We start from the raw sequence: 24,154 nt of genomic DNA, 5'->3' as shown, positions 1-24,154 counted from the left end.
TTAGCTGGCTCTGTTGGTGCGAATTTTTGCCCGCACAAACTCAATAATGGCAGGAAGTAAGCTAAATACAATAATACCGAGCATCAGGTGGCTAAAGTTATCTTTGACAAAAGGATGTGTTCCAAAAAAATAACCGAGCGTAATAAATGAACCCACCCAAGCCAATCCGCCAATCGCATTAAAAGCTAAAAAGTGTTTGTAGTTCATACGACCTGCACCAGCAACAAAAGGTGCGAAGGTGCGAATAAACGGCATAAAGCGCGCAATAATAATAGTTTTTCCGCCGTATTTTTCAAAAAATACATGAGTTTTAAGTAAGTGATCTTTTTTAATAAAGCGTGATTCCATTTCAAATATACGCGGACCAATATAGCGCCCGATGTGATAGTTTAAGGTATCACCCAGCACGGCAGCGATAAACAGCAAGCCGATTAACAGCCATGGGTTCATTTGCCCTGTAGAGGCGGCTAGAGCACCTGCTGCAAATAACATGCTGTCACCTGGTAGAAAAGGCATAACCACCAGACCTGTTTCGACAAAAATAATCAAAAACAAGATGGCATAAATCCAGACACCGTATTGTTTTATAAATTCAAGAAGATGTTGATCGATATGTAAAATGAAATTGATGAGTTCCATGTGGAAGTAAGGGCAGCAAAGGATAGCTAGATGCTAGCAGCCCCTACATGGAATGTCAGTAACCAAGCTGTACCATTTTTGCGCGAGTTATAGTTTATTTTTTGATAAAGTCTTTACCATCAATAACAGCATGCCAATGCCCTTTTAGCAAATAGGGTGCTTTATCGATTTTAAACCGATTACCAAATTCAGGAGTACCGGCTTGAATGTATTGAGCATTGAGTACAGTAATTGGTGCCGTCATTTCAGATTGTTCAGTACTTTCAGATTGGCTATGTGCTGTACGTTGCTGTTGATATTGGCTTTCATGATATTGCAATTGACCATCACGCTGAATCTTGAGTTCACTATGTGGACTTTGCCAAGTTCCAATCCAGTGATCTTGGCCTTTAAAAATAGGGCTGGTTTGGGAGCAGGCGATCAGTGTGATGCAACATCCAATAATCACCCCAAGATTATGTAATCGCATAGGTTGACCTATTCAAAATTTTGTTTTGCTTGCTATGTTAAGCAATTTAATAGGGAACTCATTTCAAGATTTACATGACAAGTGTAAAAGATTTTTTTAAGTTGTGAAAAAATACAGTTTTTAAGACAGCGTAAACGTAATATTGCATTGGACGTATAGGCAACAAAAAAGGGCTCAGATGAACCCTTTTAGTTTTAGATTAAATATCTAAATTAGAAACGTACACTTGCATTTAAACCAACAGTGTCAGTATCTAAGTTGTTGCCATTTTTAGCATTTGCTTTTACATAAGTTGCACCAACTGAAATTGCTGGAGTCACGAAGTAATTTACGTCAGCACCCCAAACATGGTCATAACTGAAGCCAGGGTAATAGTTAAATCTAGAGGTATCCGCAAATGAAACACCAACGCTAAGTGCTGGAGTTAAGTATAAGTCAGTTTTTAAACCATAAGCAGCTTCGTGGTTGAAGATAGCTTTACCTTCAAAACCGATTGACATGTTTGTACCATCAATTGCGCCAACATATTTTACACGTGCTGTAGCGTAATCTTTATTACTGCTAAAAGTAGATTCGCCAACAGATTTCGCAATACCATAGTTCATGATATCAAAGGTATCAAGCGCCAATGGGTTGGTGCGTGTGTAACCTACAGCAAGCAAGAAGTTGTTCGTTGGCATTGCACCGACTTCTAAGGCATAACGGTCACCTTTGTCATCACGAGAAATGGCATTTTTACCATCTACATCAGTATGATTATAAGATGCATTTGCATATAATGGAATTGAAGCAGTATAAGGAGTACTGAAGTATCCTTCACCTTTTACACCATAAGTACCAACATGGTAATTGATGCTATTTTTTTGGTTATATTGCTCGTAGCTGTAACCAACTGATACATTTGATGCTTTGTTCAAAAATGCAGCTTCAGCTAAAGGACCTTTAGAAGCATCTACATTTTTAAAGTAGTAAGTGCCTTGCAGGTCACCAGTGTAGTTCTTATCATTGGCAGTAGTATCTACGTATTCAGACTGACCTTTTACTTCAAATTGATATGCATGCGCACCAGTAGTCATGGCAAATAGAACCGCAGCAGCTAAACCGATTTTTTTCATGTTAATTTCTCAACTTTCTAATAGACATATCTACTATTCTATTGTTACAAAATATTAAGTCAATCAATTTGACTGCATTACAATGTTTAAAAATTGTAGTTTTCTTCATCTAAATGAAATAAATCACAAAAAAATTACTTTTTAGGGGATAAATTAAAATAAAAAACGACTGTTATTAACAAATTTTAAGGTTATTAAATTTTAAATAAACGATATTTTTTAATTATATAACTTGTTTTAAATAACCAGTAAAGGATTGGTAATTTAAATTAAATTGCTAACTATAATTTATACAAACTATCAATTTAAAATTGTAAATAAATACACTTCACTATTTAAGTAAATAGATGTTGTTTATTTACTGCATACGATATTGAATCAGCAATTTTCTAGGTAAAAACCTTGAGGTTGTCGAGACGATGCTGTGAATGATTTAGGCAATCAATGTGATTGTATGATGAGAAATGCTTAATAAAAAAAGGAAGGAACAGTAATAGACGCGATTCATTGTTTCCCCCATTTTAGTTTTCTCCCAGCGTAAGGGGCATAAAATAGACTGATGAAAGACGTCAACTGTTCCTTCTTTATTTAGGCAAAATTATGCTAACAAGGGTTTTAAAAACCGCCCTGTATGGGAAATTGCAACGTCTGCCACTTGTTCGGGTGTACCTTCGGCAACGATTTCACCACCGCCAGAACCTCCTTCAGGCCCTAAATCCACAATCCAGTCAGCGGTTTTAATCACATCCAGATTGTGTTCAATCACCACAATGGTATTTCCTTTGTTGCGTAGCTCGTGCAGGATATCGAGCAGCTTGGCAATGTCATGAAAATGCAGACCTGTGGTCGGCTCATCCAGAATATATAGGGTTTTGCCCGTATCGCGTTTTGCCAGTTCGCGGGCCAGTTTCACCCGCTGTGCTTCACCGCCAGACAGAGTGGTTGCCGCCTGACCCAAACGGATATAGCCCAAGCCAACCTGCATCAGGGTATCTAACCGACGATGAATCACAGGAATAGCATTAAAAAATTCTGCTGCATCTTCAACTGTCATGTTGAGTACATCGGAAATGTTCTTGCCTTTATAACCGACTTCCAGTGTTTCACGATTGTAGCGCTTGCCATTGCAGGCATCGCAAGGCACATACATGTCAGGTAAAAAGTGCATCGCGACTTTAATCATGCCATCGCCTTCACAGGCTTCACAGCGTCCGCCTTTGACGTTGAAGGAGAAGCGTCCAGCACTATAACCACGGGCTTTGGCTTCTGGGGTTTGGGCAAATAGCTCGCGAATCGGGGTAAATACGCCTGTATAGGTTGCAGGGTTTGAGCGTGGGGTACGTCCAATCGGGCTTTGGTCGATATCGACCACTTTATCCAGATGCTGCAAGCCATCAATTGACTGGTATTTTTCCGCCGTCAATGTGGTTGCGCCGTTGAGTTCGGTTGCCGCAAGCGGCAGTAATGTGCGGTTAATTAAGGTTGATTTGCCTGAACCCGAAACGCCTGTGATACAGGTCATGACACCCAATGGCAGATTTAATGTGACATTTCTCAGGTTGTGTCCAGATGCGCCGCAAAGCTGAATGGTATTTTCAGGATTCGGTGGGGTAACACGCTGTTCAGGCACCGCAATTTTTAGTTTGCCTGCCAAGTATTGCCCAGTCAGCGAGTTTTTATTTTTTGCCAGTTGCTTAGCCGTACCTTCGGCAATAATTTCCCCGCCATGTACTCCAGCGCCAGGGCCAATATCAATAATATGGTCGGCGGCACGAATCGCATCTTCGTCATGTTCAACCACCAGTACTGTGTTGCCCAAGTCACGCAGGCGAATCAGGGTTTGCAGCAGGCGGTCATTGTCACGTTGATGCAGACCAATCGAAGGTTCATCCAGCACGTACATCACGCCCATCAAACCTGCACCGATTTGCGATGCCAGACGGATACGCTGTGCTTCACCCCCAGACAGGGTTTCAGCCGAACGCGACAGGCTGAGGTAATTCAGTCCGACACTGACTAAAAATTGTAGACGCTCACGAATTTCTTTAAAGATTTTATCGGCAATTTCGCCTTTTGCCCCTTCAAGGCTTAAGTGTTGATAATAATCTGCCGCATCTCCAATCGACATGCTCGTGATTTGTTCAATACTGTGGTCTTTGACTTTGACGTGGCGTGAAATTTCGTTCAGGCGTGAACCGCCGCAGGCATCACAGGCTGCATTGGATAAGTACTGTGCCAAGTCATCGCGAATATAGTTGCTTTCAGTTTCGCGGTAGCGGCGTTCCAGATGTGGCAGTATGCCCTCAAATGCCATGACACGACTGTGTTTTCGCCCACGTTCGTCGATATAACTCAGGTCGATTTTCTCTTTGCCTGTACCATTCAGGAATTTCTTTTGGGTATCTTTATCGAGATCTTGCCACGGGCAATTCAAGTCAAAGCCATAATGTGCAGCAACTTTTTCTAGCATGCTGTAATAATAAGGGCGTTGACGATCCCAACCGCGGATTGCCCCTTGATAAATCGACAGGTGCGGATTGGGAATCAGTTTTTCGGCACTAAAATGACTACGTGTTCCCAAACCATCACACACTGGGCAAGCGCCAAATGGATTGTTGAAGGAGAACATGCGTGGTTCAAGTTCTGCCACGGCACGGTCACACTTAGGGCAGGAGTGGCGCGCTGAAAACACGCGGTCAGGCTGTTCGCCTTTCATCCAGGTCAAAATTGCCAGATCACCACCTAAACGTAGTGCGGTTTCAAAGGATTCTGCCAGACGGTTGCCCAGATCATCACGCACTTTAAAGCGGTCGATCACCACTTCAATGGTGTGTTTTTTCTTTTTATCCAGCTCAGGCGGGCTGTCGATGTCAATGACTTCACCGTCGACACGGGCACGCACAAAGCCCTGACTTTGCAGTTGTTCAAACAGGGTACTGTATTCACCTTTGCGCTCTCGCACTACTGGTGCAAGTAGCATCAGCGCTGTGCCTTCTTCTAAAGCTTTTACCGCATCGACCATTTCCGACACGGTTTGTGCCACCATCGGTAGGTCATGTTCAGGGCAGTACGGTGTTCCGACACGAGCATAGAGTAGGCGTAAATAGTCGTAAATTTCAGTAATGGTTCCCACAGTTGAACGTGGGTTGTGACTAGTCGATTTCTGCTCAATGGCAATTGCAGGACTTAAGCCTTCAATGGAATCGACTTCGGGCTTTTCCATTTGCGATAAGAACTGGCGCGCGTAGGCTGACAGCGATTCGACATAACGGCGTTGTCCTTCAGCGTATAAGGTGTCAAATGCCAGTGACGATTTACCTGATCCCGAAAGCCCTGTAATGACCACAAATTTATCGCGTGGAATATCAAGGGACACATTTTTCAGGTTATGGGTACGTGCGCCTCGAATACGGATATGACTGTGACTCATAAGATCTCTCGGTAATAAGCAAGTAGAAACTGCTATATGATAACGATTTAAAATTGTTCAAGCTGTAACAAAACGATTTTAGGCGACAGATCATGTCGGGTAAATGAAGAAGGAAAATAAAATGTTGATTGCAAAAATATTGATTGCGCTGATTGGCGTATTGCATGTGTATATTTTGGTTTTGGAAATGTTTTTATGGGACAAGCCTCAAGGTTTAAAAGCCTTTGGTCATAGTCTGGAAAAAGCACAGCTCACCAAGGTTCTGGCACAAAATCAGGGGCTATATAATGGTTTTCTTGCTGCGGGATTGTTTTGGTCGTTGCTGGTGAGTAACCCCGATTTTTCCCGCGCGATTGCCACGTTCTTTTTAGGCTGTGTTTTTGTGGCAGGGGTTTATGGTGGTTTAACGGCGAGCAAAAAGATTATTTATATTCAGGCTGTACCTGCGCTGCTGGCTTTATTGGTGCTGCATTTTGCCTAAATAGAGACTTCATTTATAAAAAAAGCACAGGAGAACCTGTGCCATGGAGGAAAATGTGATTAAGCGCATGCAGGGGGTAATTCGCGCTCAAAAATCGAGTCGATTTGCTCAAAACGTAGCGTACGCCGCCCATGTTGCTGAAAGGCATAATGAATCACCTGTTTTTCAAGCACAGACAAGAAATGTTCATAGCTACCTGAAAAGTCATTTAAATCAAGAAAATCAAAACCATTGGCAGGATGACAGTTATATTTTCCAATAAAACTCAGCATGAAATCCTGAATAGGGCGACTGGTAAAATAAATTAGATCAGTCACAGCAGAACCGCAATGCAAGTAGCCTTGATGCAGATAGACTTCTTCATGATCAAACCAGCACTGTCTCAGAGTCACCATGGCTCGTAGCGCTTCTGTACCTTGGGTATCTTGTGGCATAAGCTCATCTCAAATAATAATTGATAATGATTATTATTTATATGCTGGTTGATTGTTGCTGCAAAAGCAAGCACGGATTGCAATAAAACATGGGCAATCACTCAATTCTTTGTAAAATGCATGCGAAGAACATTAAGCGGTGAAAGGACGATGTGGGCGTTAGTATTTAAATGTACCTTGGGTGCACTGGTCGTGTTGCTTATTTCAATACTGTCGAAAAGCAAGGCGTTTTATATTGCAGGTCTGGTGCCATTATTTCCGACCTTTGCTCTGATTGCGCATGTGATTGTTTTTCAGCAACAGGGGGCAGATGCGCTGCGCCGTACGGCTTTATTTGGTTTATGGTCGCTGATTCCGTATGCCGTGTATTTGATCATGGTGTATCTACTTGCCACCCAAATGTCAGTGCTGAGCTGTTTAAGTCTGGCAACACTGGCATGGACAATTGCGGCAGGTATTTTACTGTATGGTTGGTATTTGTGGGCTTAAAGCTCGCTGTGTTGACGACCTGTCACCGCAATCCCAATCGATGCCGTAACAATCAACAATAACGCAATCCATTGAAAAAGGCTGAGTTGTTCGGACAGTAAAACATAACCTGTTAATGCTGCGACAACAGGCGATAAACTGGTCAAAATACTATAACGCAGTCGTGCCAAATGTTTTAGTGCCACCAAATCAAGGGCATAAGGGATTGCTGTCGCTAAAATTGCAATCACTAAACCAAGCCACCAATACTGCACAGCGAACAGTTCATCGGGGTGTTGCCACAGTTCAATAGGCAATAACATGATTGCTGAAAAACTAATGGCAATACTGAGCATATGGATGCCGATATTTTGCCGAACCACTTTGTGTCCAAAATAAATATACGCTGCCCAAAACAGTCCCGCACCAATCGCAAGGCACATGCCTAGATATGAAAAGTCCGCACTGTGCCCACCCCACGGAATAATCAGAATAATGCCTAAGATCGAGCAAAATACCCAAATCAAGTCACGACGACTCTGAATGGAACACAGTGCCAAACCCAAAGGGCCAATAAACTCTAAACCTACTGCAAGACCCAAAGGTAGATGGCTGAGTGAGCTATAAAATAACAGGTTCATGAGCCCCAATGAGATGCTATAGCACAACAGATCACGCCATTTGAGTGTTTTGAATTTCGGCAAAATACGCCATGAACGAAACACCACAATCACAATTATCGAGGCAAAACACAGCCGAAATAAGGTCACACTTAATGGACTGAGATGTTCAAATAGTTGTTTGGCAAAACTAGCGCTGACCTGATAAGATGCCATTGAGAGCAACATGCAGCCTGCGGCAAAAAGTTGTGAATTCATGTGCTGCCTCGCCGAGAAAAAAGTTCATGATTGAAATGTCCTGAAATACAATCCCTGCGCCGACAATAAAGTTTATTGCAACCTGTTCATGCAGCAGGATCACGCTAAACAGCGTCCCATAAAATCTATTGCATGTCATGTCGGCTGCCCTGATCATTCTATAAAAATGCCAGCAGCAATCTGCAAAAAGTGATGTCAAGACTGAGCCATTGCATACGGTTCAGCCATTCGCTTGGCAGTCGGTAATGCTAATGTCAGCCCATAAAAATCGGAGCAGTATACAGCAGAACAATACTGTGTTCAGCATAGGTGTAGTTTAAAAAAATGCTATAAAATCATTATTTTATATTGCAAACTGCGTTTATTAATATGTTTATAAAACGCATGTATTATCCAGCCTACCAGTTTCAAAAATCCTTGCAGGCATGAACAACAGATGGATCAGAACAAGAAGGGGCAAGGCAGTCGCTGTGGCCTCTATGCGACTGCCTTGGATTGAATCTAGCTCAATTCATGTCCAAAGAATTTTTTACGAATCCAAAAGCTGACACTGACCAGCGAGATCAGGACAGGTACTTCCACCAGTGGGCCAATCACCGTGGTAAAAGCGACAGGTGATGCAAGACCAAAAGTTGCCACTGCCACTGCAAGTGCTAGTTCAAAGTTATTGCCTGCCGCGGTAAATGAAATTGCCGTGCTGCGTGCATAGTTGTTGCCGAGCCATTTACTCATGGCAAAACTAAGGAAAAACATCACGATAAAATAAATGGTTAACGGAATGGCAATCCGCAGTACATCGCTTGGCAAGCTCAGCACTTCTCCACCTTTGAGGCTAAACATGGCAACAATAGTCAACAGCAATGCCACTAGACTAATCGGGCTGATTTTCGGTAGAAACTGGTTTTGATACCAGCTTAAACCTTTAGCTTTGACCAGAATGCTACGGGTTAGAAAACCTGCGAAAAATGGAATGCCCAAATAAGTCAGCACCGCTTGGCTAATGTCGAGAAAGCTGACATCAATCACTTGCCCTTTTAGACCAAAATACGGCGGTAAAAAGCTGAGAAAGAACCACGCATAAGTACTAAAAAACAGGATTTGAAACAGACTGTTAAATGCGACCAGTGCTGCAACATATTGGTTGTCGCCACAGGCCAAACCATTCCAGACCAGTACCATGGCAATACAGCGTGCCAACCCAATCAGAATCAGCCCTGTCATATAGCTCGGCGAGTCATGCAGAAAAATCACGGCCAAAGCAAACATTAGAATCGGGGCGATCAGCCAGTTCTGAATTAAAGACAGGGCAAGGGTTTTCTTGTCCTTAAAAATTTCAGGCAGGGCAGCATAGTCTACTTTTGCCAGTGGTGGATACATCATTAAAATTAAGCCAACTGCAATTGGCAGATTGACTGAACCGACACTTAAATGATTGAGGGCGGTAGAGGCTTGTGGGAAAAACTGTGAAATGGCAATCCCTAGCCCCATAGCTAGAAAAATCCACAGAGTCAGATTGCGATCAAGAAATGATAAACGAGATTGAGTCATAGCAAACATCATGTAAGAAATTAATCACAGCAATGCACTGCGGTTGAAGTGGCTGCGGGGAAGGCATTGTTTTGCTGCAACAACGCTAAAATCTCACGACACCATGTAGGCAATTGCTCATGCAGACGGTAATACACCCATTGCCCCTTACGGCGGTCTTGTAAAATTCCCTGATTACGTAGCAGCGCCAGATGCCGTGAAATTTTTGGCTGGCTGAGTTGTAATTTTTCAGTCAGGTCACAGACACATAACTCTTGGTGTTGTGTGACCAATAACACCAGATTGAGGCGGGTTTCATCGGCAAGGCATTTAAAAAATTGTACTTGATCCATATTTTTAACCTGAGACACATTGCCCATGTTCATCAATAATCTGTTCGCCATCTTCTTTATAAAAAGCACCAAGCTGCGGTAAAGGTAAAATCTCCAGTACCACTTCAGACGGGCGGCACAGGCGTGTACCTTTTTCAGTTACAACAAAGGGGCGGTTAATTAAAATTGGGTACTGCAACATGAAATACAGCAAGGCATCATCTGACCAGTGACTCTGTTCAAGTTGCAAAGTTATGTACGGTTCGACATTTTGACGCAAGGCTTCACGCACGCTTAAGCCTGCATCGTGAATCAGTTGAATTAGCTGTTCTTTGCTTGGTGGATTTTTAAGATATTCAATGATTTCAGGTTCTATGCCTGTATTTTTAATCAGGGCGAGCGTGTTACGCGATGTTCCACAAGCAGGGTTGTGGTAAATCTTGATGCTGGTCGACATATCAAAAACTTCAGTATATGGCAGATAAGCATCTTTATATATGAATATCCATATATATGCAATTACAGATATATGACAGCTTAAAAAAGCGCCAGAATATGGCGCTATACGATTAGACAGGATCGAGTCCAGGCCAGTGTTGTTGATGATAGGCACTGTCCCAAAATAGCCATTCGAGCTCAGCACCACGACGGTAGACCTGCTGCATTTTGGCAAGTGTGTCGGCATCACAGCGCGCAGCAACTTTATCAATCGTGGCAATCACATTACGTACCGCAGCATGGAACTCTTCGCCTGCATAAGTGTCAATCCATGCCTGATAGGGGTTGTTGGCAGCCGAGTTTTCAACAATTGCCAATCCCACTTCGGCATAAATCCAGAAACAAGGCAGTAAGGCGGCCAGTACCACAGGATAGCTTTCTGACCATGCTGTTGCCAGTAAAAAAGAGGTGTAATGGTGGCAAGCCAAACTCAATGGTGTATTGGCAAACTGTTCAGGGCTAATCCCAAACTGCTGCATAAAGCCAGCATGTAAACTACGCTCCACAATAATCGCAATTTTTGCGCCTTCCGAAAACTGCATGATGTCATCGGCGTCAAAGGCTTTGGCTGCTGCGACCGCAAGAATGCGCCCATATGCCAGTAAGTAATGTGAGTCCTGAATAATATAATGTTGAAAAGCTTCCGATTTGAGCGTGCCCTGCGCCAACTCTTGGTTAAATGGATGCTGGACAATTTTTTGGTATAAGGCAAGGTTGTTCTGCCAGAGCTGCTCTGAAAAACGCATGGTCACTCCACGATGATGCGAAAACTGCAATATAGCGTGTTTTTTTTAAATAGGTAAAAAAACAGAAGCGCGTATAATATTGATTAATATTTTCTGATACGTGCGCAAACAGCATGTACTTTTTATTTTTTATAGGTCAGGTCAGGTCAGTTCATGAAACATTTTCGTTTCTCATTTATTTTCAGCATCATCTGTTTGGGAATTGCAGCGTACTGGGGCTTCACGCATGGCCCTGAAGCTGGGGTTTCGACCATGCTACAGGCGCTTTCGGTAACTGCCATTTTGGCGATTATGGAAGTGTCTTTATCTTTCGATAACGCCGTGGTCAATGCATCGGTACTGCGGAGTTGGGATCATTTCTGGAAAATGATTTTCCTTACACTCGGGATGATTATTGCGGTGTTCGGTATGCGTCTGGTGTTCCCGATTGTGATTGTCGCAGTGACGGCTAACATGAACATGATGGATGTGGTCAGTATGGCGCTCAATGATCCGAAAAATTACTCGATGCGTTTGATTGAACATCATGCGGAAATTGCAGCATTTGGTGGTGCATTCTTGGCACTGGTGTTTTTCAATTTCTTCCTTGATGCAGAAAAAGATACGCACTGGTTCAAATGGCTTGAAAAACGCCTGACAAACTTAGCCAATGTCCCTGCCATGTCAGTATTTTTAACGCTGATTGCCTTATTGGTGATGGCACACAATGTAAGCGAGAGCGAGCGTTTAGCTGTGACTTTATCGGGGGTTTGGGGCATTGTGGTTTATATCGGTGTGCAGGTGCTTGGGCATTTACTAGGGGGTGAGCCTGAAGTCGATGAAGAAGCCAGCAGTTCAGGCAATGCTGCCAATGGCGTGATCAAAGCAGGTTTAGGTGGCTTCTTGTATCTGGAAGTGCTGGATGCATCTTTTAGTTTTGATGGGGTGATCGGGGCATTTGCGATTACTTCTGATGTCATCATCATTATGCTCGGGTTGGCAATTGGTGCAATGTTTGTGCGTTCCATGACGATTTATCTGGTCGAAAAAGGCACTTTAGAAGCCTATGTTTATTTGGAACATGGTGCGCATTATGCGATTGGTGCTTTGGCCGTGATTATGTTGGCCAGTGGTACAGGGGTGCATGTGCCTGAAGTGGTCACAGGACTGATTGGTGTAGCATTTATTGTTTGGGCGGTGATTGCCTCAATTCAATATAGTAAACGCCAGCTGATTGATTAAGGCAAATTTCAGGAAAATGTATAAAATGATGGGGTACAATGCTGTTGTACCCCATTTTTATTTTTAATGCTTTGCTTGTTTTCCCCAAGAGATTACAGATTGATATGATGAATGCTTTAGAACGCCGTTCCACTTTTGCCTTAAGCAGTATTTTTGCATTACGCATGTTGGGATTGTTCATGATTATTCCTGTGTTTGCAGTGGCTGGGCAGACATATCAATATGCAACGCCTGCATTGCTTGGGTTTGCCGTAGGTGTTTACGGGCTATCTCAAGCGATTTTACAAATTCCGTTTAGCTTGTGGGCAGATCGTTTTAGTCGTAAACCTTTGGTGGTCATCGGCTTGTTATTGTTTGCTTTGGGTGGCGCAGTTGCGGCGATGTCACATACCATTTATGGTGTGATTTTAGGACGTGCGATTGCAGGGGCAGGTGCGGTTTCCGCAGTGGTGATGGCATTGCTTGCCGATGTTACCCGTGAAGAAAACCGTACCAAAGCCATGGCGGCTATGGGTATGAGTATTGGGCTATCATTTGTGGTGGCCTTTAGTCTTGGGCCGTGGCTGACGCACTTGGTGGGAATTTCAGGGCTGTTTTGGGTGACCACCATTATGGGACTTGCTGCCATAGTTATGCTGCTATTGGTGCCTAAAACCACACGTCATCATCGTAATTTTCAGCATGGTTATCTGAAGCAGCTTAAGCATGTATTGAAAATGCCTGACCTGAACCGCCTGCATTTTTCGATTTTTTCGCTACATTTGTTGCTCACTGCGATGTTTATTTATGTGCCATCGCAACTGATCCAGTATGCTGAAATTCCTTTGGCAAAACATGGTTTGGTGTATTTGCCATTATTGCTGATCGGTGTGATTTGTGCTTTCCCAAGTATTATTCTTGCTGAGAAATACCGCAAAATGCGTAGCATCTTTTTAGGTGCAATTGTTGGTGTCGTTGTGGGTTTACTGGTACTGGTTTTTGGTTATCAGTCCAAATATAGCTTGCTACTGGGTTTAGGGATTTTCTTTGTGGCATTTAATGTCATGGAAGCATTGTTACCGTCTTGGTTGTCTAAAGCTGCACCGATTCAGTCCAAAGCCACCGCCATGGGAGTAAATGCCAGTGCCCAGTTCTTGGGAGCATTTTTTGGTGGTACACTTGGCGGCCAATTATTAATGTTACATAATACCTCAACAGGTTGGAGCATTCTTGCCGCGATTGCCATGATCTGGGCATTGGTGAGTTTTGGTTTGCAGCAACCACGTTATTTATCTTCAGTCATTTTACGTTTGCCTGAGGGTAAACAAACAGATGAATGGACTAGCCAGTTGTTGGCAATTCATGGTATTGAAGAAGTGGTGGTCATGCTGGATGAGCAGGTCGCCTATGTAAAACTGGATAAGAAGCAGCTAGATGAAACTGCGCGACAACATTTAACGCACTTGTTGGGGAAAGAGCTAGTCATTTGAAGATAACTCTTATAAAGTAAAACGTAGAAACATATAGGAAGATAGTAGCGAATGCGTGGTGTCAATAAAGTTATTTTGGTCGGTACATTGGGTCGAGATCCTGAAACCAAGACTTTTCCAAATGGTGGGTCGTTAACTCAGTTCTCAATTGCAACGAGTGATTCTTGGGTAGACAAAAGTACAGGTGAGCGAAAAGAGCAAACCGAATGGCATCGTATTGTATTGCATAACCGTTTAGGTGAAATTGCTCAGCAATATTTACGTAAAGGTTCAAAAGTCTATATTGAAGGCTCACTGCGTACTCGCCAATGGACAGATCAAAACGGTCAGGAGCGCTACAGCACTGAAATCCGTGGTGATCAGATGCAAATGCTGGATTCAACCCGTGGTCAGTCAGAACAAGGCGCAGGCGATAACTCAGGTTATGGTCAACCGCGTTTTAACAATAATAATCAGCAAGGCGGTGCTAATAGTAATAACAACTACAGTGGTGGTTATGGTCAAAATACTGGCTTTAATCAGCAAGGTGGTAGCCAAGGCGGCGGTTTCAACAACTATGGCGCAGGCAATAACAATGCCCAAGGTGGTTTTAATAACAACCAAGCAGCTAAGCCAAAACCAGCTGCGGCACCAGCACCGACTGACTTAGATGATGATTTACCGTTTTAAGTTACTGTATAGCCAAGTCAAAAATCAAAATCTCTTACCCAAATCGGTAAGAGATTTTTTTATTCGCCAAAAAAAGCATGCACTTTTAAAGCCAATATCGTTACTATAGCTTCCTGCGTTTTCTTTTAGTGTCATGATGTTTGGGAAATATGAAGATTGTTCAACTACTTTCAACTTTTGATAGCGCGACCATTGAGCGTAGTCGCGGTTATATCAATGAGATAGATGCTGAACAACTTTCGGTTCAACCCCAGTCGGCCAACCGTTGGCTGATTCAGGCACAGGTAAAGGGGCAGTTTGCCTATCATACTCGCGTCACTCTCGATGCTGCTCGACAGCAGGTCTTACAAAGCCGTTGTAGTTGCCCTGTGGGTGATCACTGTAAACATGGGGCAGCGCTTGTTCAGTACGCCGTACAGCATCATTTGATTGCACCTCCTCAGATTGAAAGTGCCAGTTCGGCATGGTCACAGCGTTTTGAGTCAACCCTGAACCATTTGCAAGTGCATCCAGAGATGACGTCGGTTCTGGAAGAAAACTATTTTATTTATATTGTTGAGCGTCAACCACAAACGGGTTTAATGAGCCTGCAGCTCTACAAGGTGCGCCGTAATAAACAAGGTGAAATTCGCGAAGCCAAACAATATACCAATTATGCCAATATCCTGAATGCTCATGTTGATACGACCATGCAGGAACGTGTGTTGTTTCAAGAGATATATACTGCACAAAATACCCAAAAAAATAATCAGTTACCTTCCCATACTTTAAATTTTAAAGGTCTGCCAGCCAATCTGTTACAACAGGCCACACAGTATGGCTGGCTGTATGCTGAAGACTATAAACATGCTCCCTTGCGTTGGTCAGATACACTGTATCAATTGGATTTTACTTGGGAAACCCAGCCCGATGGGCAATCTGAGCAGTTGATTGCCGATATTTATGCACTGGGTAGCAAGAATGAATTAAAGCATGTGCCACATATCTGGATTTTGGCGACACAGCCTTTAACCTATATTGATCTGCGCCAAAATAGCATTGGTCGAGTAGAAGCCGCTTATCGTTATGACATTATTGATGATTTGCTGAATATGCCGATCATTCCTAGCCATTTGTTGGGGCAGATGGAGCAGACTTTACAGCGTTATCTAGTCGATCAAACAGTATCTGCGTACCCATTCGAGCAGAATTTACCTGAAATGCAGGGTAATCCAACAGCCGTGCTGCGCTTTGGTGATCAAGCTCATCTGGATCAGATTTTCTCGAAAAACGATTTGGCATGTGCCAGCGTATTTTTTGATTATCCTGCAGGGCGCGTTCCTGCAAATTATGCAGAAAATAGTTTTGTAGGGCAGTATCAGCAGAAGCCTGTTCGGCAAATGCGCGATTTAAAACAGGAACAGCGCCTGTTGCGCAAGCTCTGGGATCTCCTGCCGAATATCGCATGGCTGGAACAGTTGCCTCAGCTCAAATTGCCGTATGTCGATATGGCGAATTTGCTCTGTATTGATGCGCATGAATTGATCTCAGCGCTGTTGCCTGTCAATTTGATTGAAGCTCTGGATTGGAAAGTCGAACATAGCGCACAGAGTTTATTTAATCTGCAATTGGCACAGCATGTCGATGTTGCGCTGACCCAAGCCGATGAGCGCTATGAATGGTTTAACATTGGCATGACCATTCAGGATCAGCGCGGTCATAAACACAACTTGGCCGAATTGCTGGCACGCCTGATTCAGTTACACCCCAAATTACTCGATATACAACGTTTGCATGAGTTTGATGAAGATCATTATTTTGTGCTGCCGATTAGTCATGCACCGAGCTTGCTGATTTATTTGAAAGACATCAAGCCGATTCTGATTCATTTAAACCAGTTGTTTAATCAGGAAGATGATTTTCAGCTCGATGTTTATGATGTGGCGTTATTGTCACAAGCGAATGATTTGAATCTGAATTTGTATCATGCAGATCGTTTAAAACAGTTTGTGCAACGCTTGCAGCAAGGTGAACAGCAAGCGCTGGCTACGCCCGAAGGTTTCTGTGGAGAACTACGCAGTTATCAACAGCAAGGTTTGGGCTGGCTTCAGTTCTTGACCGAAACTCGCCATGGCGGGATTCTGGCAGATGATATGGGTTTGGGTAAAACTGCGCAAACGCTGGCACATATTTTATTGCAGCAGCAAGCAGGAAAATTAAACAAAACCCCTGTGCTGATTATTTGCCCGACTTCGCTGACCTCGAACTGGTTTAAAGAGGCACAAAAATTCACACCACAACTCAAAGTATTGGTGTTGCATGGGCATAACCGTCATGTGCATTTCCAGCATTTGCCCGAATATGATGTGATCATTAGCACGTATCCACTGTTGGCACGTGATATTCATCTGTTAAAAAATCAAAAATTTCATACTGTGGTGCTCGATGAAGCACATTACATTAAAAATCCGAATGCCAAAGTCTCACAAGCGGCACGGCAACTGCAATCGCAGTATCGGTTGTGCCTAACAGGTACACCGCTGGAAAACCATTTGGGTGAGCTGTGGTCATTGTTTCATTTTCTAATGCCCGGATTTTTAGGGACGCAAGATTACTTTAATCGCAAGTATCGTTACCCGATTGAGCGTCAACAGCGTGTTGATTTACAGGAACGGCTGATTTTACGCACCCGCCCATTTATTTTGCGCCGTTTAAAAACTGAAGTCGCGAAAGAGCTGCCGAAGAAAACCACCATTGAAGTCAATATCGACATGAATGATGCGCAGCTTAAGCTCTATGAGGCGCTGCGTACTGCAATGCAGAGCAATGTGCGGCGGTTACTGGCAGAGCGTGGGCTAAAACGCAGCCATATCCAGATTCTGGATGCCTTGCTGAAATTGCGTCAGGTATGTTGTCATCCGCGTTTACTGAATCTGGAAGGCATGAACAGTCATAAGATTCATTCTGCCAAACTGGATTATCTCATGGAGACCTTGCCTGATATGTTGCAGGAAGGGCGCAAGATCCTGATTTTCTCGCAGTTTACCAGCATGCTCAGCCTGATTGGTGATGCCTTGCAAAAACAGGGTATCGAGTTTGCCAAACTGACAGGGCAGACGCAAAAACGTGATGAAGTCATTCAGCGTTTTCAGTCAGGTGAAGTGCCGATTTTCCTGATCAGTCTCAAAGCAGGCGGAGTGGGCTTGAACCTGACCGCTGCCGATACTGTGATCCATTATGATCCGTGGTGGAACCCTGCCGCAGAAGAACAGGCGTCGGATCGTGCATGGCGCATCGGGCAGGACAAACCCGTGTTTGTGTATAAACTGATTATGAATCAGAGTATTGAAGAAAAAATCTTGCTAATGCAAAAAAACAAGGCACAACTGGCACAGTCGATTTTGTCGAAAAACAGCCAGATCAATGCGGCATTTAGTGAAGATGAGCTATTGCAACTGTTTGATGCCACATAAAAAAACAGCGATGTTTGGGGACATCGCTGGGGGTAAAATGTATTCTTGGAATGCTTTATTATTATTTGTCTAGAGTTTTACATAGTGAGCAGATGGTGCCGCTATGTTTGTGTGAGAACAGCACATCTGGGCGTTCATAAGCTTCATCACAGACCACACAGCTATATACGGTTGCCACAGGTGTGCCTTCTGCATCATAACGTGGCTCTTTAATCCCGTCATGATCTTGTTTGATATAGTATTTTCCACCAGTGACCAAGCCCATGACTGGAGTCAGTACAAAGGCAACCACGAGCGCAATCAGAGGCGAGTAGGCTGCAAGGGAACTGCCGAACATTCCAAAGAACGCTGCAATGGATAGACCTGCTGCGGCAAGGAAAGCCACCATACCGACTGGGTTGATGTTGTACAGCATGTCACGGCGGTATTCAGGTTCTTTTGGTGAAAGCTTTAACACATATTTGTTGATGGCAATATCGGTTGCAACCACCACCACCCAAGCGATGGCAAAGTTGGAATAGAAGCCCAAGATTTTGCCCAAGACTGCAAACATGTTGCCTTCCATCAGCGCCAGCGCAATCGCCAGATTCACCAAGACAAAGATGATACGACCCGGATAATGTTTGCTGATACGAGTGTAAGCGCTGGTCCACGCCAAAGAGCCTGAGTATGCATTGGTCACGTTAATCTTGATTTGCGAAATCACCACCAAAATCACCGCCAAAGCCAGCGCTAACCAACCCGGAAGCATGTCATGGAAAGCAGCATTGAACTGTTGTACAGGTTCAGTTGTGTTGACCCCTGGAACTTTGGTGAGTAAATAAAATCCTAAAAATGCACCGATGACTTGTTTGATCGCACCCAAAATCACCCAACCTGGCCCTGCGGAAATCACCGCCGCCCACCATTGTTTGCTGTTGGCTTTGGTTTTGGCTGGCATAAAGCGCAGGTAGTCAATTTGTTCACCAATTTGCATGATCAGTGATAAACACACGCCTGCACCGAGCATAATCGCTGCCATATCCATCGGTGCAAAGCCGTCATGACCCGTAAATTGAGCAAACTGACCGACCAGATTCGGCTCTTTGTTGATGAGGTAGGCGACAGGGCCAACCATCAAAATTAGCCACACAGGCGTAGTCCAGACTTGTAATTTACTCAAGGCTTTCATGCCATAAATCACCAGTGGAATCACCATAAAGGTCGAGATCAGATAACCTGCCCACAGCGGAACACCCAGACCGAGCAGCAAGCCCTGCGCCATGATCGAACCTTCAAGGGCAAAGAAAATGAAGGTAAAACTGGCAAAAATAATACTGGTCAGCACCGAACCAAAGTAGCCAAAACCTGCACCACGCGTAATCAGATCAAGGTCGATGTTATAACGTGCGGCGTAGTAGGCGAGTGGAATCCCTGTCAGGAAAATGATGATTGCGGCAAATAAAATCGAAAATACTGCGTTGGTGGTGCCGTAGGACATGCCAATACTTGCGCCAATCGAGAAATCCGCAAGGTAGGCAATGCCGCCCAGTGCGGTAATCGCCACCACTTTTGGGCTCCAGCGCCGAAAACTGTGTGGTGCATAACGTAAGGTATAGTCTTCTAGAGTTTCGTTGACCGCTTTTTGATGGTTACTGCTGCCTTGCAGGCTGTCGATATCTGAATGTTGAGATACGCTCATAATTGCCATCCTCCCCGATGCTGATGGTGAATTCTTGAGATGCATTCAGTGTGGCGTGCAGGGACAAAATCGAAAATACGTTATATTGCGTATCTGTACGCAGGATAAAAGCATGGTCAAAATCGGCAAATTTTGGCAAAGTGCAATGAGAGATTTATTGTCCACATTTTGTTGGAATTTGCTGCATGCCAAAATCATCCACACCACCTTCTGCACCACAACGGGTAATTCCAACACGCCGTGAGTACAACATTTGGGTGGCTGATGAGAGTATTGAAGATTTTGCCTTGCGCTACGCACCGCGCTCGGTGCGAAAATGGTCGCCGTGGATGGTGACCAATACCGCCATGTCGACGGTGAGCTTTCTGGCGATGGAAGCGATTGGCGCAACCATGCTGTGGCAATATGGTTTTAGCAATGCGTTGATGGCAGCCATTGTGGTGTGTAGCCTGATTTTTCTGACCAGTTGGCCGATCAGTTACTATGCCGCCAAGTACAATGTGGATGTGGATTTACTCACGCGTGGTGCAGGTTTTGGCTATATCGGTTCGACCATTACTTCGGTGATTTATGCCAGTTTTACTTTTATTTTACTGGCGTTTGAAGCGGCGATTATGGCAATGGCATTGGAGCTGGCACTGCATATTCCGCAGAGTGTCGGCTATCTGATTTCAGTGCTGATCATTTTGCCTTTGGTGGTGAAAGGTGTGGGTTTTATCAATAAAGTTCAAGCGATTACCCAACCGATCTGGCTGATCTTGCTGCTGTTGCCGTGGGTCTTTGTATGGTGGAAACAGCCGCAACTGCTTGAGCAAAGCATGCAGTTTGTTGGCGTTACCTCGCATTCGACCGCATTTAATCTGACGTATTTTGGCGCTGCCTGTACTTTGTTGTTTGTGTTTGTGATTCAGATTGGCGAGCAGGCGGACTATTTACGCTTTTTACCGCCGCGTGAGCAGCATCCGCGCTCATGGTTGCTGGCGGTATTTTTGGGTGGCCCCTCATGGATTATTTTTGGTTTTGTCAAAATCCTGATGGGCATGTTGTTGATGGTGTTGGCCTATCGCTATGCTGTGCCGCACACTGAACTGAGCAATCCGACCTATCTGTACTGGTTCGCTTTTCAGCAAGGCATTTCCTCGGCAGACGTTGCGCTCTGGCTGACGGTGCTACTGGTGTGTATGGCACAAATCAAGATCAACATGACCAATGCCTATGCAGGCTCACTGGCATGGTCGAATTTCTTTGCGCGTTTAACCCATAGCCACCCTGGGCGGATTGTCTGGCTGATTTTCAATATCCTGATTGCGATCATGTTGATGGAAATGGGCATCAGCCATGCGGTTGAGCAGATTTTGGGGCTGTACAGCAATATTGCGTTGGCGTGGATGGGCGCGGTGGTCGCAGACCTAATCATCTGTAAACCCTTGGGTTTAAGCCCGAAAGGCATCGAGTTCCGCCGTGCCTATCTGTATGACATTAACCCTGTTGGAGTTGGTGCATTACTGCTGGCATCTTTGCTGTCGATGCTGAGTTATTTGGGATTTTTTGGGGAACTGGCAAAAGGCTTGGCCAGTTTTATTGCACTGGGTACTGCGATGCTGAGCGTGCCGATGATTGCCTATCTGACTAAAGGTAAATATTACCTTGCCCGCCAGCCTGAACCCTTAGCCATGACTTCAGTAGCGACTTGTGTGGTGTGTCAGCGCGAGTATGAAGTGGCGGATATGGCGAGTTGCCCTGCCTACAGTGCAGAAATTTGTTCCTTGTGCTGTTCACTGGAAGCCCGTTGCCATGACCGTTGTAAACCACATGCACGTTGGTCAGAGCAATGGAAAACCTTGCTGACCCGCTATTTGCCAAGCACATGGGCGCAACGTCTCAATACGCGCCTGAGCCTGTATTTACTGGTGATGCTGAGTTTGGCACTGGCACTCGCGGTGTGTCTGAGCTTGGTGTATTTGCAGGAAAAAAGCAGTTTAGATGCCATCCATGCAGTCGGGCAGCAACAACTGTTTGCGCTATTTGTGAAAATTTACTGCATCTTGTTTCTATTGATCAGTGTGGCGGCATGGTGGCTGGTGTTGAATGATGAAAGCCGTTGTAATGCCGAGCAGGAAAGTGAGCAGCAAAATAGCCTGTTACTGGAAGAAATTGCCGCGCATGAAGTGACCTCACAGCATTTGCAGGATGCGCGGATTCAGGCGGAAAAAGCCAATGAAGCCAAAAGCCGTTATGTGATTGGGATTAGCCATGAACTGCGTACACCGCTCAACAGTATTTTGGGTTATAGCCAGTTGCTGCAAAAGCAGGAACATTTCTCGGAACAAGGGGAAAAGGCACTTGGGGTCATCAGCCGTAGCGGGCAGCATCTGACGTCATTGATTGATGGTTTGCTGGATCTGGCACGTATTGAAACAGGCAAGATTTCCCTAAATATGGTGGATATCCACTTTCCTGATTTTATTCAGCAAATTGTGCAAATGTTTCAGCCACAGATTGAGCAAAAGCATCTCAAATTTGTCTGTGAAATCAGCGAGCATTTACCGCAATATGTACGCAGCGACAAAAACCGTCTGGAACAGGTACTGATCAATGTCTTGGGCAATGCACTGAAATTTACCCGTAAAGGTCAAATCCGTTTGCAAGTCGATTACCGTTTTCAGACCGCGTATTTTACGGTTCAGGACACAGGCTGCGGCATTGCCGAAGAAGATTTACAGCGGATTTTTAACCCGTTTGAGCGCGGACGCAATGTGGTGCAGGGTGGTTTTTTAGGGACAGGTCTAGGGCTACCGATTGTTAAATTACTGGTGGATTTGCTCGGCGGGCAGCTCACGGTGAGTAGTGAACTGAATCGGGGCACGAGCTTTCATATCAAACTGTATTTGCCCTCCAAAGATTTGGTGCATCCAATTCGAAACCTGCAGAGTAATCAGATCGTCGGTTATGTCGGTGAGCGCAAACGGATTTTGGTGGTGGACAATGAAGCGGTGGATCGTGGTCTGGTCGCCAACTTTTTGCGTCCACTGGGTTTTGAGTTGCAAGAAGCCGAATCGGGGATTGACTGCCTACGCCAAGTGCCGATGTTTCAGCCCGACCTGATTCTCATGGATTTGACCATGCCGTTGATGGGCGGCTGGGAAACTGCACGTTTGCTGCGCCAAAACTACATTACCAATGTACCGATCGTGATTATTTCCGCCGATGCCAATGAACGCGCCGTTAACCCGCAAGATGCTGTACTTACAGAAGATTTTCTTTTGAAACCAATTGATCTGAATTTACTGCTCAGCAAAATTGGCGACAAACTGGATTTAACGTGGCTAAATGCCGAGCAGCAAGCCCAGCAGTCCAATTTACCACATCAGACAGAATCGACTCAGCCTCCAACAACATTAGACACGGTGAAAGCTGCTGAAATACAAACAGCGACTTCGGTACAGAGTTTGCCGCAAGCCTTAGACCATTTACAGGAGGTGCTGGGTCAGGGCTATATTCGCGGGGTGCAGCAGGCACTACAGCAGTATCAGCAGGATTTTCCCGAACAGCAAAAATTATGGTTGCAGTTGGCACAATCTGTGCAAAAATTTGACCTGAAAATGGCCAAACAGCAGCTTCAGGACTTTAGCATTGATGAATAATCATGATGCGGTGATTTTAATTGTGGATGATGTGCCCGAAAACTTGGGGCTTTTACATGAAAGTCTTGATCAGGCAGGCTATCGGGTGTTGGTCACCACCGATGGTTTAAGTGCGATTGAAATTGCCCATCGCTGTCAGCCCGACATGATTTTACTCGATGGCAACATGCCGCATATGGACGGTTTTGAAAGTTGTCTGCAACTTAAAGCCAGTCCGATTACTCAGCTCATTCCCGTAATTTTTATGACAGGGCTTTCGGAAACCGAGCATATTGTGCGTGGTTTTCAGGTCGGGGGCGTGGACTATGTCACCAAGCCGTTAAATATTGAAGAAGTATTGGCGCGAGTCCGTACACATCTGACCCATGCCAAGTTGTTGCAACAGCAAAAACAGGTAATTGATGCCACAGAAACCGCAATTCTGGCACTGGATGCGGAAGGGAAAATGCTGTGGCAAACCCAAAAAGCCGAGCTGATTTTACAGGAATGTTTGCCTGATCAAGCAGGCTTTGCGCAGGGACTCAAGCACTGGTTTAGCGAACTAAAGCAGGATAAAGACCCGAAACGCTTGATGAGCTGTACTTATGCGACACCTACCCAGAATTTACAGCTTTTGTTGCTGACGCCGTGGCAAGCCGAGCGCAGCAATCAAAACTATCTGGTACAGATTAAACTGGCAACAGCCAATTTAAGTGTGGCTGATATTTTGAAATTTTGCCCACAACTGACCCAGCGCGAAGCAGAGGTCATGCACTGGCTGATTTTGGGAAAAACCAATAAGGATATTGCGGAAATTTTGGCGCTCAGCCCACGCACTGTGAATAAGCATCTGGAACATGTCTTTGCCAAACTGGCAGTGGAAAACCGTACTGCGGCAGTGGCGTATTTGCATAGTCTGGTTCAGGATAAGGGTTAAATGAACAAGAATTTCTGCTGCTTGAATCTAACAAATTGATTCAAATAGTTTTTAAAAATCTGATAGTTTAAATATTTCAAAATGG

19 protein-coding genes are annotated in these 24,154 nt (G+C 44.5%); 8 read left to right on the top strand and 11 right to left on the bottom strand.

Annotated features, from left to right (window positions below; all coding sequences use genetic code 11):
* From F975_RS14625 to uvrA, 4 genes are all read right to left on the bottom strand, one after another.
* Entirely contained in the window at window positions 1-639 is a 639-nt protein-coding gene (locus F975_RS14625; RefSeq protein WP_004754687.1) for a DedA family protein, read from the bottom strand.
* A 94-nt stretch (window positions 640-733) separates the two neighbouring features.
* Window positions 734-1,108, bottom strand: a complete 375-nt coding sequence (locus tag F975_RS14620) for a hypothetical protein (RefSeq protein ID WP_004754685.1) — start codon at window positions 1,106-1,108, stop codon at window positions 734-736.
* Between the two features lie 212 nt (window positions 1,109-1,320).
* Window positions 1,321-2,223, bottom strand: coding sequence for a porin Omp33-36 (gene omp33-36, locus F975_RS14615; protein ID WP_004754683.1), 903 nt, complete (start codon window positions 2,221-2,223; stop codon window positions 1,321-1,323).
* 598 nt (window positions 2,224-2,821) lie between these two features.
* Window positions 2,822-5,653, bottom strand: coding sequence for an excinuclease ABC subunit UvrA (gene uvrA / locus F975_RS14610; protein ID WP_004754682.1), 2,832 nt, complete (start codon window positions 5,651-5,653; stop codon window positions 2,822-2,824).
* A 124-nt stretch (window positions 5,654-5,777) separates the two neighbouring features.
* Between uvrA and F975_RS14605 the strand changes: the two genes are divergently transcribed.
* Window positions 5,778-6,134: a DUF1304 domain-containing protein gene (locus F975_RS14605; protein ID WP_034426380.1), complete on the top strand. Its 357-nt coding sequence runs from the start codon at window positions 5,778-5,780 to the stop codon at window positions 6,132-6,134.
* Between the two features lie 59 nt (window positions 6,135-6,193).
* Here the strand turns inward: F975_RS14605 and F975_RS14600 are convergent, their stop codons facing one another.
* On the bottom strand, window positions 6,194-6,568 hold the full coding sequence (locus F975_RS14600; protein ID WP_004754678.1) for a hypothetical protein: 375 nt from the start codon (window positions 6,566-6,568) through the stop codon (window positions 6,194-6,196).
* A 150-nt stretch (window positions 6,569-6,718) separates the two neighbouring features.
* On the opposite strand from F975_RS14600, the gene F975_RS14595 reads away from it, so the two are divergent.
* Complete coding sequence (locus tag F975_RS14595; RefSeq protein WP_004754677.1) at window positions 6,719-7,057, top strand: GlpM family protein; 339 nt, start codon at window positions 6,719-6,721, stop codon at window positions 7,055-7,057.
* Here F975_RS14595 and F975_RS14590 read toward each other — a convergent pair.
* From F975_RS14590 to tenA, 5 genes are all read right to left on the bottom strand, one after another.
* Window positions 7,054-7,914 carry an EamA family transporter gene (locus tag F975_RS14590; RefSeq protein WP_004754675.1) on the bottom strand — a complete coding sequence of 287 codons (861 nt, stop codon included), beginning with the start codon at window positions 7,912-7,914 and terminating at the stop codon, window positions 7,054-7,056. The genes F975_RS14595 and F975_RS14590 overlap by 4 nt on opposite strands.
* 501 nt (window positions 7,915-8,415) lie before the next feature.
* A complete protein-coding gene (arsB, locus tag F975_RS14585) occupies window positions 8,416-9,462 on the bottom strand; it encodes an ACR3 family arsenite efflux transporter (protein WP_034426103.1) in 1,047 nt (348 codons plus the stop codon).
* 20 nt (window positions 9,463-9,482) lie between these two features.
* Window positions 9,483-9,794: a metalloregulator ArsR/SmtB family transcription factor gene (locus F975_RS14580; RefSeq protein ID WP_004754671.1), complete on the bottom strand. Its 312-nt coding sequence runs from the start codon at window positions 9,792-9,794 to the stop codon at window positions 9,483-9,485.
* 4 nt (window positions 9,795-9,798) lie between these two features.
* Complete coding sequence (gene arsC / locus F975_RS14575; protein ID WP_004754668.1) at window positions 9,799-10,230, bottom strand: arsenate reductase (glutaredoxin); 432 nt, start codon at window positions 10,228-10,230, stop codon at window positions 9,799-9,801.
* 112 nt (window positions 10,231-10,342) lie between these two features.
* Window positions 10,343-11,017 carry a thiaminase II gene (gene tenA / locus F975_RS14570; RefSeq protein ID WP_004754666.1) on the bottom strand — a complete coding sequence of 225 codons (675 nt, stop codon included), beginning with the start codon at window positions 11,015-11,017 and terminating at the stop codon, window positions 10,343-10,345.
* Between the two features lie 153 nt (window positions 11,018-11,170).
* On the opposite strand from tenA, the gene F975_RS14565 reads away from it, so the two are divergent.
* From F975_RS14565 to F975_RS14550, 4 genes are all read left to right on the top strand, one after another.
* Window positions 11,171-12,238, top strand: a complete 1,068-nt coding sequence (locus F975_RS14565; RefSeq protein ID WP_004754664.1) for a DUF475 domain-containing protein — start codon at window positions 11,171-11,173, stop codon at window positions 12,236-12,238.
* A 104-nt stretch (window positions 12,239-12,342) separates the two neighbouring features.
* Window positions 12,343-13,707: an MFS transporter gene (locus F975_RS14560; RefSeq protein WP_034426378.1), complete on the top strand. Its 1,365-nt coding sequence runs from the start codon at window positions 12,343-12,345 to the stop codon at window positions 13,705-13,707.
* A 51-nt stretch (window positions 13,708-13,758) separates the two neighbouring features.
* Window positions 13,759-14,376: a single-stranded DNA-binding protein gene (ssb, locus tag F975_RS14555; protein ID WP_004754660.1), complete on the top strand. Its 618-nt coding sequence runs from the start codon at window positions 13,759-13,761 to the stop codon at window positions 14,374-14,376.
* 149 nt (window positions 14,377-14,525) lie between these two features.
* On the top strand, window positions 14,526-17,828 hold the full coding sequence (locus F975_RS14550) for a DEAD/DEAH box helicase (protein WP_004754659.1): 3,303 nt from the start codon (window positions 14,526-14,528) through the stop codon (window positions 17,826-17,828).
* Window positions 17,829-17,889: 61 nt separating this feature from the next.
* On the opposite strand, the gene F975_RS14545 is transcribed toward F975_RS14550, so the two are convergent.
* A complete protein-coding gene (locus F975_RS14545; RefSeq protein ID WP_004754656.1) occupies window positions 17,890-19,509 on the bottom strand; it encodes a purine-cytosine permease family protein in 1,620 nt (539 codons plus the stop codon).
* Between the two features lie 176 nt (window positions 19,510-19,685).
* Here F975_RS14545 and F975_RS14540 point away from each other — a divergent pair, with 176 nt between their 5' ends.
* A complete protein-coding gene (locus F975_RS14540; protein WP_155757299.1) occupies window positions 19,686-23,153 on the top strand; it encodes a hybrid sensor histidine kinase/response regulator in 3,468 nt (1,155 codons plus the stop codon).
* Window positions 23,146-24,069, top strand: a complete 924-nt coding sequence (locus F975_RS14535; protein WP_004754652.1) for a response regulator transcription factor — start codon at window positions 23,146-23,148, stop codon at window positions 24,067-24,069. Before F975_RS14540 ends, F975_RS14535 begins: the two co-directional genes overlap by 8 nt.
* The last annotated feature ends 85 nt before the right edge of the window (window positions 24,070-24,154 follow it).

Source organism: Acinetobacter brisouisimilis (assembly GCF_000368265.1).
GTDB lineage: Bacteria > Pseudomonadota > Gammaproteobacteria > Pseudomonadales > Moraxellaceae > Acinetobacter.
This window is presented reverse-complemented; position numbering and strand designations above follow the sequence as displayed.